The 15,632-nt window shown below is 40.1% G+C and carries 13 protein-coding genes, 2 pseudogenes and 1 riboswitch; of the genes and pseudogenes, 13 read left to right on the top strand and 2 right to left on the bottom strand.

The features are described from left to right. From I4V44_RS00810 to I4V44_RS00790, 5 genes are all read left to right on the top strand, one after another. Positions 1-459: a hypothetical protein gene (locus tag I4V44_RS00810; RefSeq protein ID WP_196002163.1), complete on the top strand. Its 459-nt coding sequence runs from the start codon at positions 1-3 to the stop codon at positions 457-459. A gap of 37 nt (positions 460-496) precedes the next feature. Further along, positions 497-1,081 carry a hypothetical protein gene (locus tag I4V44_RS00805; RefSeq protein ID WP_118338652.1) on the top strand — a complete coding sequence of 195 codons (585 nt, stop codon included), beginning with the start codon at positions 497-499 and terminating at the stop codon, positions 1,079-1,081. A gap of 81 nt (positions 1,082-1,162) precedes the next feature. Continuing rightward, positions 1,163-1,296, top strand: a riboswitch (FMN riboswitch). A 153-nt stretch (positions 1,297-1,449) separates the two neighbouring features. Further along, entirely contained in the window at positions 1,450-2,085 is a 636-nt protein-coding gene (locus I4V44_RS00800) for an ECF transporter S component (protein ID WP_055058216.1), read from the top strand. 217 nt (positions 2,086-2,302) lie between these two features. Then, on the top strand, positions 2,303-2,917 hold the full coding sequence (locus I4V44_RS00795) for an NUDIX hydrolase (RefSeq protein ID WP_196002162.1): 615 nt from the start codon (positions 2,303-2,305) through the stop codon (positions 2,915-2,917). A gap of 100 nt (positions 2,918-3,017) precedes the next feature. Continuing rightward, positions 3,018-4,352, top strand: a complete 1,335-nt coding sequence (locus I4V44_RS00790; RefSeq protein ID WP_196002161.1) for an MATE family efflux transporter — start codon at positions 3,018-3,020, stop codon at positions 4,350-4,352. 58 nt (positions 4,353-4,410) lie between these two features. Here the strand turns inward: I4V44_RS00790 and I4V44_RS00785 are convergent, their stop codons facing one another. Continuing rightward, positions 4,411-5,751: an MATE family efflux transporter gene (locus I4V44_RS00785; RefSeq protein WP_196002160.1), complete on the bottom strand. Its 1,341-nt coding sequence runs from the start codon at positions 5,749-5,751 to the stop codon at positions 4,411-4,413. A gap of 456 nt (positions 5,752-6,207) precedes the next feature. Between I4V44_RS00785 and I4V44_RS00780 the strand changes: the two genes are divergently transcribed. The 4 genes from I4V44_RS00780 to I4V44_RS00765 all read left to right on the top strand — a co-directional run bounded on the left by I4V44_RS00780 (position 6,208) and on the right by I4V44_RS00765 (position 11,659). Continuing rightward, entirely contained in the window at positions 6,208-7,320 is a 1,113-nt protein-coding gene (locus tag I4V44_RS00780) for an ROK family transcriptional regulator (RefSeq protein ID WP_055059290.1), read from the top strand. Between the two features lie 342 nt (positions 7,321-7,662). Continuing rightward, positions 7,663-8,691 carry a zinc-dependent alcohol dehydrogenase gene (locus I4V44_RS00775; RefSeq protein WP_196002159.1) on the top strand — a complete coding sequence of 343 codons (1,029 nt, stop codon included), beginning with the start codon at positions 7,663-7,665 and terminating at the stop codon, positions 8,689-8,691. A gap of 113 nt (positions 8,692-8,804) precedes the next feature. Continuing rightward, positions 8,805-10,169 carry an MFS transporter gene (locus tag I4V44_RS00770; RefSeq protein ID WP_118587147.1) on the top strand — a complete coding sequence of 455 codons (1,365 nt, stop codon included), beginning with the start codon at positions 8,805-8,807 and terminating at the stop codon, positions 10,167-10,169. 188 nt (positions 10,170-10,357) lie between these two features. Next, on the top strand, positions 10,358-11,659 hold the full coding sequence (locus I4V44_RS00765; protein WP_120062054.1) for an MATE family efflux transporter: 1,302 nt from the start codon (positions 10,358-10,360) through the stop codon (positions 11,657-11,659). A gap of 202 nt (positions 11,660-11,861) precedes the next feature. Here I4V44_RS00765 and I4V44_RS00760 read toward each other — a convergent pair whose 3' ends face one another. Beyond that, the gene (locus tag I4V44_RS00760; protein ID WP_196002158.1) at positions 11,862-12,389 is read right to left on the bottom strand and encodes a methylated-DNA--[protein]-cysteine S-methyltransferase; all 528 of its coding nucleotides are present in this window, start codon (positions 12,387-12,389) and stop codon (positions 11,862-11,864) included. Between the two features lie 374 nt (positions 12,390-12,763). Here I4V44_RS00760 and I4V44_RS00755 point away from each other — a divergent pair, with 374 nt between their 5' ends. The 4 genes and pseudogenes from I4V44_RS00755 to I4V44_RS00745 all read left to right on the top strand — a co-directional run bounded on the left by I4V44_RS00755 (position 12,764) and on the right by I4V44_RS00745 (position 15,574). Continuing rightward, positions 12,764-13,582: a TrmH family RNA methyltransferase gene (locus I4V44_RS00755; protein WP_196002157.1), complete on the top strand. Its 819-nt coding sequence runs from the start codon at positions 12,764-12,766 to the stop codon at positions 13,580-13,582. A 34-nt stretch (positions 13,583-13,616) separates the two neighbouring features. After that, positions 13,617-13,730 (top strand): annotated as a pseudogene (locus tag I4V44_RS18005) (YbaK/EbsC family protein); the annotation flags it as partial. A gap of 16 nt (positions 13,731-13,746) precedes the next feature. Continuing rightward, positions 13,747-13,923: pseudogene (locus I4V44_RS00750) on the top strand (GNAT family N-acetyltransferase); the annotation flags it as partial. 79 nt (positions 13,924-14,002) lie between these two features. Further along, entirely contained in the window at positions 14,003-15,574 is a 1,572-nt protein-coding gene (locus I4V44_RS00745) for an AAA family ATPase (protein ID WP_196002156.1), read from the top strand. Positions 15,575-15,632 lie beyond the last annotated feature (58 nt).

Here is a 15,632-nt window from a genome sequence, read left to right as displayed (position 1 = left end):
ATGGAAGCACTGGAAACTCAAACACAGCCTACACAGGAAAAAGAAAATGCTGTGACAAAGCAGAATATGAAGTATACCATGAGTTCTTCAAGAGGAATTTATTTATCGTGGCTGACGGGAAGGATTTACAGCACAATTCTTGCTGATCACGAAAAGCTGACTATAGATATAAAGCCGGTAAAGAAGAATATGATTCCTGTGATCTATTATGAAGATATTACGGCAATACTTATGAACTACAAAATACCAGGATATTATATATTTTTCATTTGTCTGGCAGTGATTTCCTGTTTTTCTAATCCTGGAATGATCATATGTGTTCTTCTGTTTATATGGGCAGGCTCAAATTATAAAATAACGATATGTCTGAGAAGCGGGAACAAAGCGGTTGTATATTCCAACAGAAAGAAAATAGCTACAGCATTTGTAGAGGATATTAAAGAAAGAGCGAAGATATAATTAATGGTAAATGTTACAAAAGAAAAGGGGGATAACTATGGCAGCAAAAACAATTATGAAAAGGATTGCAATAGCAGCATTATCAGCGGTTATTTTACAGGGAGTAACACCTCTGGACAGTTTAAATGTATATGCCTCAGAGAATACAGGCGCAAGCTATACAGCATTGGATCTGTATACATATATACAGGATCAATGCAGTACAGAGTATACATTAACGGAGAAGGCGGAAACTTTTCTGGAAGAACATGATGATTTTTTCCCTGCTTCACCAGAACTGGTAATACCGGATGAAATGATAGATGCAGAACTGGATTTTCGCCATATCAACAAAAATCCATCCAGATATGGTGATAAGCTGATGAGAATTTCGGACGCATACGTAATACAGGTTCAGGAAGAGGAAATGGAAGAAGGACATTATCTGACATGGCTAAATCTGATAGATGGAGAAGAACAGCAGTATTCTGTTTATTATAATGGAGAATTGGATGATGTTTTCGAGGATGATACAGTAGAAGTAACCGGTCTGCCGCTTGGAACCAGTTCATTTGAGAATACCGAGGGTGGAGACACGCTTGTTGTTGTATTAGCGGGCTGTAGGGTTAACAATATTGATTAAATGGAAATAAAACTCAGAAAAAAGTCACAAATGATATTGAAATAAATGCCTGTATGTAGTATAATCAGACGCAAATAAAAGAAAATTCTTCGGGGTTGTGGTGATCAGCATCAGCTGAGATTCCCTACCGGCGGTTATAGTCCGCGACCCGCTTCGGCGGCTGATCTGGTGAAATTCCAGAACCGACAGTATAGTCTGGATGAGAGAAGAACACGCGATATTTACCATACGTGCTCATTACCCCGGATATGATCCGGGGTTTTTTATATGTTGAAGAAAATCTTCATTATATAAAAAGCTTGTGGAATTTTCTTTTAACAGGGTATGAGACATATCCATAAAGAATAATTTCAAAGGAGAGAAACAGTATGAGTGAACAGGTATTAAGAAATGGAAATGCGATGGCAAGGAGTAAGACGAGAACCGTTACACAGATAGCCATGCTTGGCGCTATCGCAGGAATTTTAATGAATCTGGAGTTTCCGCTTCCTTTCCTGGCACCGACTTTTTATCAGCTGGATTTTTCAGAAATCCCGGTACTGGTTGGCTCATTTGCAATGGGACCGATCGCAGGTGTACTGATCGAGCTGGTGAAGATTCTTGTGCATCTGGTAACAAAGGGCTCTATGACAGCAGGTGTAGGCGATGTGGCAAACTTCATCTTTGGATGTACATTTGCAGTTCCGGCAGGTCTGATCTACCGCTATAAATCTGTTAAGAGCAGAAAACATGCAGTGATCGGAATGGCAGTTGGAACCGTACTTACAGCAGTAGTTGCATGCTTTATCAATGCATTCGTGTTACTTCCGGCATACGGAAAGGCTTTTGGAATGCCGGTAGAAGCATTTATCGAAATGGGAAGTGCAGTACACAGTTCTGTAAATAATCTTCTTACATTTGCAGCAATGATCATTTTCCCATTCAACATATTCAAATATGCTCTGACATCCCTGATCGTATTCCTGATCTATAAGAGAATCCGTGTAGTTCTCAAGGGAGATTGATTTTATATCTGATAAAGAATAAATTGGCAATCCAATAAATAAAAAAGAAGAACAGTCGTATGATGAAAAATCTGTGGCTGTTCTTTTTTTATGTGCAAAAAATAATTACGGAAATTTTCAGACAGACTTAAAAAAGATACGATAATATGGTAAGATAAAACAGACGATATAAACATCAGAATGTGAGGTTTATGAATAGCGAAAGGAAGTATCCATTATGGGACAGATACATAATATTGAGAAACTGACAGACTGTAAATTTTTGAATTTGTATCATTTAAATGCAACAAGCATTCACAACACTCCTGTGTCATATTTTGTGGCATCCCGTGCGAAGAGTATTAACGAATTAAAAATAAAAACAGGTAAAAATACTCCGGATGGTGTAATTATTTACAGTCTTTACGGAGAGAAAAAAGACAGGGTTGTATTGGTACGTCAGTACAGATATGCAATCGGCGGATACATCTATGAATTCCCGGCAGGTCTGGTAGAATCGAACGAAGAATTCCATGAGGGTGCAGTAAGAGAAATGTACGAGGAAACAGGACTGAAATTCGCACCGCTGAAAGTAGATCCTGCATTTGAGAAACCTTATTTCACAACGGTTGGCATGACAGATGAATCCTGCGCAACTGTTTATGGATATGCGGAAGGTGAAATCAGTAAAGATGCACAGGAAGACACAGAGGAAATTGAAGTTGTACTTGCTGACAGAGAAGAAGTAAAGAGAATCCTGAAAGAGGAAAATGTAGCGATCATGTGCGCATATCAGCTTCTGCATTTCCTGCAGGATGAAGAACCTTTTGCATTTTTAACGAAAGAGCTTTAACAAGAAGAGATCCGTTTCAGCGCAAGAAGAATCCTGAATATGATTCTGAAAATTGACTGATGAGTATCATTAATATTTTATACAGGAGCAAAAAAAGATAATGGATGAGCGTAAACGAAGTTTACGAAAAGAAATAGTCAGGCTGGCACTTCCAATCGCACTTCAGCAGTTCATGACAGCCCTGGTCGGAGCATGTGATGCGATCATGCTGGGAAAGTTAAGTCAGGATGCCATGTCAGCCGTATCACTGGCCACACAGGTTACTTTTGTATTTAATCTGTTTATGTTTGCATTTATGGCAGGCGAGAATATGTTTGTGGCACAATATTATGGAAAAGGGGATTACACAGGTATTTCCCAGGTGTTCAGCCTTGTGACAAAGATTTGTGGATGTATTGCAGTAGTATTTCTGGCAGGAACCCTTTTCTTTCCGGAACAGCTCATGAGAATCCTGACAAATGAGGAAACTCTGATCGTTCTGGGAAGTGAGTATTTAAGAGTCATCGGCATTTCCTATGTGTTTTCGGGAATTGCACAGATTTTCCTGGCAATGATGAAGAACTGTGGTGCAGTAAATATGAGTACCCTGATCAATGGGGTTATGGTAATTCTCAATATCGCATTGAATGCTGTTTTCATTTTTGGCCTGTCCGGCTTCCCGAAGATGGGGATTAAAGGTGCTGCACTGGCAACCGTACTTGCAACAGTTGTGCAGTTCCTGTGGAGTGTTGGTTATGTATTGTGCAGGATCAGAGCTGTGAAATTCAGTCTCAGAAGCTGTGAGAAAAAGTTATTTGGCCGTTTCTGGCAGAAAACAGTTCCGTTACTGATCAATAATCTTGCATGGGGAATAGGTTTTTCCATGTATTCTGTGATCATGGGACATCTGGGAACGGATGCTGTTGCCGCCAATGGAATAGCGAATATTTCCAAAAATCTTGTTGTATGCTTCTGCCTCGGACTTGGAAATGCAGGCAGTATCATAGTGGGAAACCGTCTTGGTGCAGACCGCCTGCAGGAAGCAAAAGAGGTAGGCGAGACACTTACCAAAACTGCGATTATTGCAGGAATTGTATCAGGCCTTGTCCTGATTGCCTTATCCCCATTTATCACAAAAATGGTAGATCTCACCCCGACAGCCCGCGGATATCTGCAAAAAATGCTGCTGATCTCTTCCTATTACATCGCAGGAAAATCAGTAAACTGTATGACAATAGGAGGAATCTTCGCAGCAGGCGGAGACTCCAAATTTGGAATGCTGTGTGATTCTGTAACTCTGTGGTGTATCATTGTTCCTCTGGGATGCATCTGCGCATTTATCCTGAAACTGCCGGTTATGGTTGTCTACTTTGTACTCAATCTGGACGAGATCATTAAACTGCCAGTGGTCTATAAACATTATAAGAAATATAAATGGATTAAGAATCTTACATAATTTTACACGTTTCACAGGCACATATACCGGATATCCGGGACTATGTGCCTGTTTTGTTTTAATGATATTTATGCATCCGTGCATAATAACTGATGCATAAGATCACAGTGGCTCCGCTCCATGCTGCAATCTCTGCAAAGAAAATACCGTCCTGTCCGATGAAATGGGGAAGAATCAGTGCAGCACTGATACGCATGACAAATTCAGCCATACCACTTACCATAGGCATTAAGGTATCTCCCAGCCCCTGAAGTGCAGATCTGTACACGTACAGGAAGTACAAAACCCAAAGCATGGCAGCCATAATAGAAAGGTATTTAAAAGCAATTGCCAGTACCTCCTGCGTCTGCTGCGGTTCACCTGAGATGAAAAGTGAGAGAATATTTTTTCCAAATAAAAACATGGCAGCAGAAATGATCAGTGAGGTAAGCAGGGAAAGCAGCATACTGCTGCGGACGCCTTTTCTGATCCTGTCAATCTTTCCGGCTCCCAGATTCTGACCCACATAGGTAACGATGGCATATCCATAGGAAATAGCTGCCATTTCCAGCAGACCATAAAGCTTGTTTGTAGCTGTAAATCCTGCCACAAAAAGGAAACCGTAGCCATTGATCACATACTGCACTACCAGACCGCCCACACCGATGATGATATTCTGGAATACAACAGGAATACCAAGTTTCATCAGGCGGGCATTCATGCCGGAGGCAGGCATAAAATCTGCTCTGGTCAGATGAACGATATCAATTCTGCGTAAAATCAGGAAACAGTAAACAGCGGAGAAGCTCTGTGCGATCACAGTTGCGATTGCTGCTCCTGCCACACCCCATCCGAAGCCTGCCACAAAAAGGATGTCCAGTGAGACATTCAGCACAGATGCGATGATCATTGCGGTCAGCGGTGTTTTACTGTTTCCCATAGCCCTTAGGGCAGAGGCAAACATATTATAGGCTGCTGTAGCGGGGATTCCACAGAAAATGATGCGCAGATATAACAGAGACATTCCGATAATATTGGAAGGTGTATGCAGCCCTGTTAATACCAGCGAGGCAAATGACTGGCTGAGAATCAATACTCCGGCTGCGATGAATGCGGTCAGCCGGTAACTGTGAGCCAGAGATTTACGCAGATTTTCGAAATCCTTTGCCCCATAATACTGGGAGAGTTGAATAGAAAATCCCTGAGTGAGTCCTGTGGATATTCCTGTGACAACCCACATCAGAAAGTCAACAGCACCCAGTGCGGCAAGAGCCTCCACACCTACAACCTGGCCAACAACCATGGTATCCACCATTGTATAAAGCTGCTGACAGATATTTCCCAGCATCAGTGGAATTGCAAAAAGAATGATCAACCGTCCCGGTGAACCGGAGGTCATATCCTGAATCTTGGTTTTCATTAGTATAAAAGTTCCTTTCCTGAGCATATTTGAAAAAGTTTAGAAATGATTATTCGAATATGCCCTGATATTTATATTAATAATTTGTAACTATTCAGTAGTCTACTATCCCGCGAGGTGTTTTGGCACGCAAGTACCAAAATCCCAAGACATACAAGCCAAAATGCCATCACCGCAGGTGATTTTTAATGCATTTTGGCTCGTGACTGTGAAGGTACTGAACAGTTACGATAATTTTATATCATTAACGTGAAAAATGAAATATAATATTTCATCTGAATGATATAAATTTATCTGTTATTGTAGATATATTAACTGAATCAGCTGAATAAGTTAAGTTCCCTGCTTCAATTGCAAAAAGCAACATACTCTGCAGAGACAATGGCTATTTACAAATATGACAATAACAGGTATCATTCTTTTATAAATACATTAATAAAAGAAGGTAGAAACAGAATGAGCGGACTGGAAAAGAAATTTGCTACGAAATCAAAAATCGTAAATTATATTATAAATAGAGAATCCACATCAAAAGTGGAAATATCCAAAGAACTGAATCTGAGTATGCCAACAGTTCTGTCTAATGTAAAAGATTTATTGGAAAAAGGTATCATAATAGAAACTGGAGAATATGAATCCACAGGCGGAAGAAAGGCTAAAAGTATTGGAATCAATCCATCCTATCGTTATGCAATGGGAATTGTGATTACTGCAAATCATCTGGGAATGGTGCTGGTAAATCTGAAGTATGAGATTGTGAAATCAGAGCGGATCCGTCTGAAATTTGTATCTGATATGTCATATTGCAGTCAGGTGGCAGATTATGCGGCGAAATTTCTGGATCATATGAATGATGCAGAACAGAAAGAAAAGCTTCTGGGTGTTGGAATCTCTATTCCGGGAATCATTAATCAGGAGCAGAAACTGGTGATAAAATCCCACGCACTGAAACTTGAAAACTATAGTCTCAGTTTCCTGGAACAGGCATTTTCTGTCCCGGTTTATTTTTCAAATGATGCCAATGCGGCAATGATGGCAGAAGATATGAACATCTATCAGAATGCAATTTACCTTTCATTGAATCAGACTCTTGGCGGTGCATTTTGCATAGGGGGAAATTTGTTTTCCGGAGAAAATCAGAAGGCCGGAGAATTTGGACATATGATACTTGTACCTCAGGGCCGCAAGTGTTATTGTGGAAAATCAGGTTGTGCAGATGCTTATTGCGCTGCAGGCGCACTTGTTGGTGAGTCAAAGGATTCTGTGGAACAGTTTATGCAGCTGCTTCAAAACAATGATGAAAAGGCAGAGAAAAAATGGGAAGAGTATCTTGATTATCTTGCAATTCTGATTTCAAATCTGCGCATGGCATATGATATGGATATCATTCTTGGAGGTGAAATGGGTGGATATCTCTCAGATTATATGATACCTCTTGGGGAAAAAGTAATGAAGTATAATGGATTTGATCATGATCTGAGATATCTGAAAAACTGTTCTTATAAGAAAGAAGCCTCAGCTGTAGGTGCAGCAAAGCATTTCTTGCAGGATTTTATCGGAAAGATATAGCCGATGGCATTCTTGAATCACTGATGATCTGCTGATATACCATATTAAACAAATATCTGAATATAAAAAATACCCTGATTACAACAAAGAAAGGTTGTGAGCAGGGTATTTTGTTGTTGTGCGGGAATTCAGCAGATAATTATGAGGAGTGTTATAGTAACATCTGCATAAAAATAAAATCTTTACTTTGTGCAACTGGTAGAAATGAGAAATATTTTTAAATGTTTATTGACAAATTTAGCGATTTGAATAATAATGTAATTACTTTAATAAAACATTTAATAAAAGTTAATAAATAACTAGAAGTTCAAAGTACATTCAACAAATAAGGAGGAAAATATTATGTTACAGCAGGTTATGACAAATCCAGGAGAAATTATTTTCAGAGAGGTTCCCGTACCAGAGATGAAAGACAACCAGGTTTTGGTTAAGATTATGAATATTGGTATCTGTGGTTCTGATATCCATGTATATCACGGAAAACATCCTTTTACAAAATATCCGGTAACCCAGGGACATGAAGTATCAGGAGAAGTGGTAAAAACAAGTGATGCAGTAACAGAATTTCATGTGGGACAGAAAGTAACAATTGAGCCACAGGTATATTGTGGACATTGTTATCCATGCCGTCACGGAAAATACAATCTCTGCGAAGAGCTGAAAGTAATGGGATTCCAGACAACAGGAACTGCATCCGAATATTTTGCAGTTGATGCATCAAAAGTAACACCGATACCGGAAGATATGTCTTATGAAGAGGGCGCAATGATTGAGCCTCTGGCAGTAGCTGTTCATGGTGTTAAACAGATGGGCGATGTAACAGGAATGAATATTGTGGTGATAGGAGCCGGTCCGATCGGAAATCTGGTAGCGCAGTCTGCAAAAGGGATGGGAGCAGCTAAAGTTATGATTACAGATGTCAGTGATCTCCGTCTGGAAAAAGCAAAAGAGTGTGGAATTGACGTATGTGTCAACACAAGAAATAAAAATTTCGGGGAAGCAATGGTAGAAGCCTTTGGACCGGATAAGGCAGATGTTATCTATGATTGTGCAGGAAATAACATTACAATGGGACAGGCGATCAAATATGCAAGAAAAGGAAGCGTGATTGTGCTGGTTGCAGTTTTTGCAGGAATGGCTGAGATCGATTTGGCAGTTGCAAATGATCATGAGCTTGATATCAAGAGCACAATGATGTACAGACATGATGATTATGTAGACGGAATCAGACTGGTGAATGAAGGAAAAGTGCATTTAAGACCGCTGATCTCTAAGACGTTTGCATTTAAAGATTATCTGAAAGCATACCAGTACATTGACGATAACCGTGAGACTACAATGAAAGTGATTATCAATGTGCAGGAAAAATAAAATACCCTGCTGATCATAAGCATTATGTAAGACAAAGATATAATAAAAAAGACTGCTGTAAAGAAGACATGAGTAAACGGAAAGACGGAGGATGGCAGCAGGCAGGAGGAATTATGGAGAATAAAAACGAAAATGTAAAAGTTCCGTTGATCAGTAAAATCGCATATGGATTTGGCGATGTAGGATGTAATTTCAGCTGGATGTTCGTCAGTAATTTTCTCATGATTTTTTACACAGACGTATTCGGAATCAGTATGGCAGCAGTCTCTGCCCTGATGCTGTTTTCGAGATTTTGGGATGCGATCAATGATCCGATCGTGGGTGGACTGACAGATAAAACCAAAACAAAATGGGGACGTTATCGTCCATGGCTTCTCATTGCAGCTCCGATCACGGCCGTGCTTCTGATTATGACATTCTGGGCACATCCGGACTGGCCGGACAGATCAAAGGTTATCTATATGGTAATTACATACTGTCTGCTGGTACTTGGATATACTTGTGTAAATATCCCGTATGGCACCCTTTGTGGAGCAATGACACAGGATATCGATGAACGTGCAAAGATTAATACATCACGTTCAGTATCTGCAATGGTTGCAATTGGAATTATCAATATCATTACAGTTCCACTGATTGGAAAACTTGGCAGTCAAAGTGCTAAAATCGGATACCTACTGGTAGCAATCATATACGGATGTATTTTTGCAGCCTGTCATTTCTTCTGTTTTGCAAAAACAAAAGAGCAGGTGATTATGCCGGAAAAAGAAAAAATATCCATAAAAGTGCAGTTAAGAGCAGTGATGCAGAACCGCCCATATATTCTGGCATTAATCGGACAGGTGTTATTCGGATTTACACTTTATGGAAGAAATGCAGATGTTTTATACTATTTCACTTATGTAGAGGGAAATGCATCCTACTATACTACATATTCCATGTGCATTATCATTCCATCCATTATCGGTGCTGCATGTTTCCAGCCTGTATTCCGAAAATTGAATAATAAAGGAAGAACTGCATCCATTTTTGCCCTTTTTACTGGAATTTCCATGCTCTGTATGTTCTTCTTTAATGTAAAAGAAACACCGGCAGCGTTCTATACACTTGCAGGAATTACACAGTTCTTTTTCTCTGGATTTAACACTGCAATTTATGCGATCATTCCTGACTGCGTAGAATACGGAGAGTGGAAAACGGGATTAAGAAATGATGGTTTTCAATATGCATTTGTGTCACTGGGAAATAAAATTGGCATGGCAATAGGAACTGCGCTTCTTGCAGCACTTCTTGGAAAATATGGATATGTGGCAAATCAGGTACAGAATCCGGCTGTCCTCAGTATTATGAGACATTCCTTTACTACAATTCCGGGAATTTTATGGATAGTGACAGCAATTGTACTGTTTTTCTACCGTCTGAACAAAAAACGTTACAATGAAATCGTAGAAGACCTGAAAAAAAACAGGATAAAATAAAGAGTGTCGTGAAGTGAATTGCGAATATCAACAAAGTCTCCTTGAGCAGCATTAAAAAATCTGCTTAAGGAGATTTTTATGTCTGGAGTTTTGTGGTTGCATTTTTGTTTTATATGGGTATAATGGTGAGATAAGTCTGCAGATGAAAGGAAGATAATGCTGACAATATAACGAAGGAGCGAAGTATTATGCTGAAAAGATTCACCAGATATGTAACCCAGAGTGTTGCCGGAATGATCGGGATTTCCGTTTATGTTCTGGCAGATACTTTCTTTATATCTGTATATTCCGGTGCTGACGGACTGGCAGTTCTCAATTTGATTCTGCCGGTTTATGGACTGATCTATGCGATTGGGGCTATGATCGGGATTGGTTCCGCTACCAGGTATGCCATAAGCAGGGCAAAAGGAAAAAATACAGAACATTATTTCGTACAGTCAGTAACCTGGAGCATATTGGCTGCAGTTCCATTTATGCTGATCGGAATCTTTATTCCGGACAAAGCATTGGCTTTGTTGGGTGCAGATGCCGGACTGATTGGACTTGGACGAAACTATGTGAGAATTATTCTGATCGCAACACCATTCTTCATGTCAAATTATACATTTACTGCATTTGCCAGAAACGATGGAGCGCCTTCTATTGCAATGATCGGTTCCATCAGTGGAAGTATCTTTAACATTATATTTGATTATATATTCATGTTCCCAGTCGGTCTGGGATTTTCCGGAGCAGGACTGGCTACTGCAATCTGTCCGATCGTAACAATGAGCGTCTGTACCATACACTACAGAAGCAGCAGAAATCATGTAGGATTCCATTGGAAAAAACCGTCATTCAGACACCTGATTTCCTGCTGTCAGCTAGGAGTTTCCGCATTCGTCGGTGAACTGTCTTCTGGTGTGATCGCCATTGTATTTAACTTTTTGATCCTGGGAATCGCGGGAAATATGGGTGTAGCAGCCTATGGAGTTGTGGCAAACCTTTCTATCGTGGCATTTGCAATTTTCAACGGTCTGGCTCAGGGAGCACAGCCCCTGATCAGTGAAAGCTACGGAAAAGGCCAGCCCACTCAGGTAAGAAAACTTCTGAAATGGAGCCTGCTCGTATGTCTTGCTGTAGAAGCACTGACCCAATTGATCATCTGGACTTCAACCGACACGCTGATCAGCATTTTCAACAGTGAAAACAATGTTCAGTTGTTGAATTATGCACATACAGGACTGCGTCTGTATTTCCTTGGATTTATAGTGGCAGGAATCAATATTGTACTGGTGGCATATTTCTCAGCAGTAGATGAACCGAAAATCGCGATTGTGGGATCATTCCTGAGAGGAATTGTTGCTATTGTTATCTGCGCAGTTATACTTGCGAAATTATTTGGATTAAATGGAATCTGGATCTCTCTTCTTGCAGCGGAGACGGTTACGTTTCTGACGATTCTGTTTCTGGCATATAAAGACAGAAGAAAAAGGATGGCAGTTGTCTGAACTTATAACAAGTAAAGCAGAGAGCGGGATTTGCTTGATTTATAGCAATCCTCTAAAATAATGCATCTTAATCCAGCTCATCAGAATGTGAAATCCTGCGTCAGATATCTTTGCCGTGCGTCAGCACGCCTGCAGATATCTTCCTTGTCTTTCGCACTCTGCTGAACTGTCTTAAATGCATTATTTACGAGGATTGCTATAGTTAAAATTCAGAAATTGTCCGGATAAAATCATGCTGTTCAATATCAAGTAGTCTGATTTTCCGCTCAATCCCTCCGGCATAACCGGTAAGACTTCCATCTGAACCTATAACTCTGTGGCAGGGAACAATCACGGAAACCCGGTTATGTCCAACTGCACCGCCAACTGCCTGGGCAGACATGGTTTTCAGCCCACGTTTATCAGCTATTTTGCGGGCAATCTCGCCGTAAGTAACTGTCTGACCATAAGGGATCTCCAGTAAAATATCCCACACTTCTCTCTGAAAATCTGTTCCGATCAGATGAAGCTTCGGCAGGAAATCTGGCTTTTGCCCGCTGAAATAAATATCCAGCCAACGCAGAGCATCTTTTAAAATATGGTTTTCATTTTCTTCAAAAGAAAAATCCATGTGTCCTGGAAATTCTCCAAAATACTTCTGTCCCTCAAACCAGGCTCCCACAAGCCCCATATCATCAGCAGCCAGCAGCATTCTTCCAAGTGGAGAAAGATAATAAGTTCTGTAAATCATAATACTCACCCTCAACAGAAAAATAAATGACAGTAAAGAGTACTTATAGCAATCCTCTAAAATAATGCATCTTAATCCAGCCCATCAGAGTGTGAAATCCTGCGTCAGATATCTTTGCCGTGCGTCAGCACGCCTGCAGATATCTTCCTTGTCGTTCGCACTCTGCCGAACTGTCTTAAATGCATTATTTACGAGGATTGCTATAGCTTTTTATGGAATTGCTATAGTTACAATTCATTATAAAATTTTCTTATGCCAAAAGCAATGAACATTGCTAAAAATCAGGGAAGTCATCTGCTTCGAGTGAGAAAGGAATTCTTGTGCAAACCCCAAATATGATGTAAGATAAGATTACTCAGTTTGGAGGTTTTATTATGTGGAATGAAATAAAAGATTTCGCTGCGCCGGAACTGGATGTATATGCCAGAACATCTGAAGTGCAGCTTTTACGATACTATGAACCGGAACCGGGAATTTTCATTGCGGAGAGTCCGAAAGTAATTGAGCGAGCCCTGAAAGCAGGATACCAGCCAATCTCTTTTCTGGTGGAGCATAAAGATCTGGAAGGAGAGGCACAGGAAATCCTGAAACAATATCCGGATGTGCCGGTCTATACTGCGGAATATGAACTGTTGGTCAAGCTGACCGGATTTGCTCTTACTCGCGGAATGCTCTGCTCAATGCGCAGAAATCCACTGCCATCTGTAGAGGAAATCTGCAGAAATGCCAGCCGCATAGCAGTTCTTGAAAATGTTGTAAATCCTACAAATATCGGAGCTATTTTTCGCTCAGCAGCAGCTCTCCATATGGATGCAGTACTTCTGACTGGCGACTGCAGTGATCCGCTTTATCGCCGTGCAGCCAGAGTAAGTATGGGAACCGTATTCCAGATTCCTTGGACATATTTTGATAAAAAAACTGTATGGCCACAGGATGGAATGCAGACTCTGCAAAATCTGGGATTCAAAACAGCGGCAATGGCTCTGCGTGACGATTCTGTAGGAATTGATGACAAAGCACTCCGGTCAGAAGAAAAACTGGCAGTCATTCTCGGAACAGAAGGTGACGGCCTTGCATCACAGACCATCGCAGACTGCGATTATACAGTAAAGATACCAATGTCCCACGGAGTAGATTCGTTGAATGTGGCAGCAGCAAGTGCAGTGGCATTTTGGGAGCTGGGACACAGATAAGATATAACTCAGGAGGAAATGAAAAAATGTCTTCGGCAATGATCACAGTGCAGTAAAGCTCACAATCCCGGAACTGGAACAGGTATCAGAGGCAAACGGGTGGGTGGATGTGTGTAAAGAAACAGAAAACGGATCGTTCATGGTATGATATGGAAAATGGAGGACAGGCGAAGGAAAATGGCTTTCGTGTTATGCAGTTCAATGCAGTGGTTGCAAATAACACCCATGCATTACATTTATATGAAAGAATCGGTTTTACCAGACTTGGCGTGATTCCTCAGGGATTCAAAATGCCGGATGGACATTATGAAGATATTATTCCGCATTATTATGTGCTGTAGAACATAAAAGATTTTACTGCACCGGAACTTTTATAGTTACGGAAAATTAAAATATCTGTCAGGAAAGCAGGTGTGTGAAATGGGTGTGTATTTAAATCCCGGCAATGATAAATTTTATAAAGCAATCAATTCTGAGATTTATGTGGACAAAACAGAACTGATACAATATACCAATCGTGTTTTTAACACCATGCAGCAAAATGTCTGTGTAAGCAGACCAAGACGTTTCGGAAAGTCTATGACTGCAAATATGCTGGCTGCATATTACAGCAGAGGATGTCAGTCTGAAAAATTATTTGACGGACTTAAGATAAAAGAAGATTCATCTTTTTCAAAATATCTGAACAAATACAATGTTTTCTTTATAAATATGCAGGAATTCCTAAGCCGCCGTAAGACAGTAGAGAAAATGGTCCTGCGATTAAACCGGATTCTGATGCGTGACCTGAAACAGGAATATCCTGATGTGGACTATTTTGATGAAGAAGATCTTGCTGAAAGTATGCAGGATGTATATCAGCAGACAGGATGTCCGTTTGTGATTATTATAGATGAGTGGGATTGTATTTTCAGAGAATACAAGTCAGATAAAGAAGCACAGGAGCAGTATCTTGATTTTCTGCGGGATTTTCTTAAGGATAAATCTTATATTCATCTTGCTTATATGACAGGAATCCTGCCGGTAAAGAAATATGGAACACATTCTGCCCTGAATATGTTTGATGAATTTTCTATGATTTATGCAGGACCTCTGGCGAAGTTTGTGGGTTTTACAGAGACAGAAGTCAGAGAATTATGTGAGAAATATCATATGGATATGAGGGAAATCAGAGAATGGTATGACGGGTACAGGTTTGAAAACTGTGAGCCGGTTTATAATCCAAGGTCTGTGGTAAACGGCATGCTCTTTGGTTCTATCAGAAACTACTGGAATATGACAGAATCTTTTGAAGCACTGCAGACTTATATAGATATGAATTTTGAGGGGTTAAAGGATGATATTCTCAGTATGTTGGCAGGAGAGCATATTCCTGTTAATACCGGAAATTTTACAAATGATATGACGACATTCCGGGATGAGAATGATGTTTTGACCTTATTGATCCATCTGGGATATCTGGCATATGATTCTACAGAACATTGTGTGTATATTCCTAATAATGAAATCCGGAATGAGTATGCAAATGCTGTTTCTGTATCAGACTGGGGTGAAGTGTCAAAAGCTTTAAAAAATTCGGCAGATGTCCTGAATGCAATCTGGAATCAGAATGAGCAGATGGTTGCACAGGGAATCCAAAGAGCACACTTTGAGACTTCGCATCTTCAGTATAATGATGAAAATGCATTAAGTTATACTATTTCACTGGCTCTGTATGCGGCTAGAAACTATTATAGCGTATATCGTGAACTGCCAACAGGAAAGGAATTTGCGGATATGGTCTTTATTCCGAGAAAAAAATTTCCTGATAAACCTGCTCTGGTAGTGGAATTAAAATGGGATAAAAGTGCCAAAGGAGCTATTTCTCAGATTAAACAGAAGCAATATTGTAAAAGTCTGGAGGAATATGCAGGAAATATTCTTTTGGCAGGGATTAACTATTCGAAAAAGGATAAAGAGCATCAGTGCATGATTGAGAAGATAGTGAAATAACAACGCTATATATGATTTATTGTTACTGTTCACTCCGTTCACAGTAACGTAGCCAAAA

The sequence above is a fragment of the Blautia sp. 1001283B150304_161114_C9 genome, assembly GCF_015668165.1.
Classification (GTDB): domain Bacteria; phylum Bacillota; class Clostridia; order Lachnospirales; family Lachnospiraceae; genus Blautia_A; species Blautia_A wexlerae.
The sequence above is the reverse complement of the archived record's forward strand: the minus strand, read 5'-3'. Positions and strand labels throughout refer to the sequence as shown.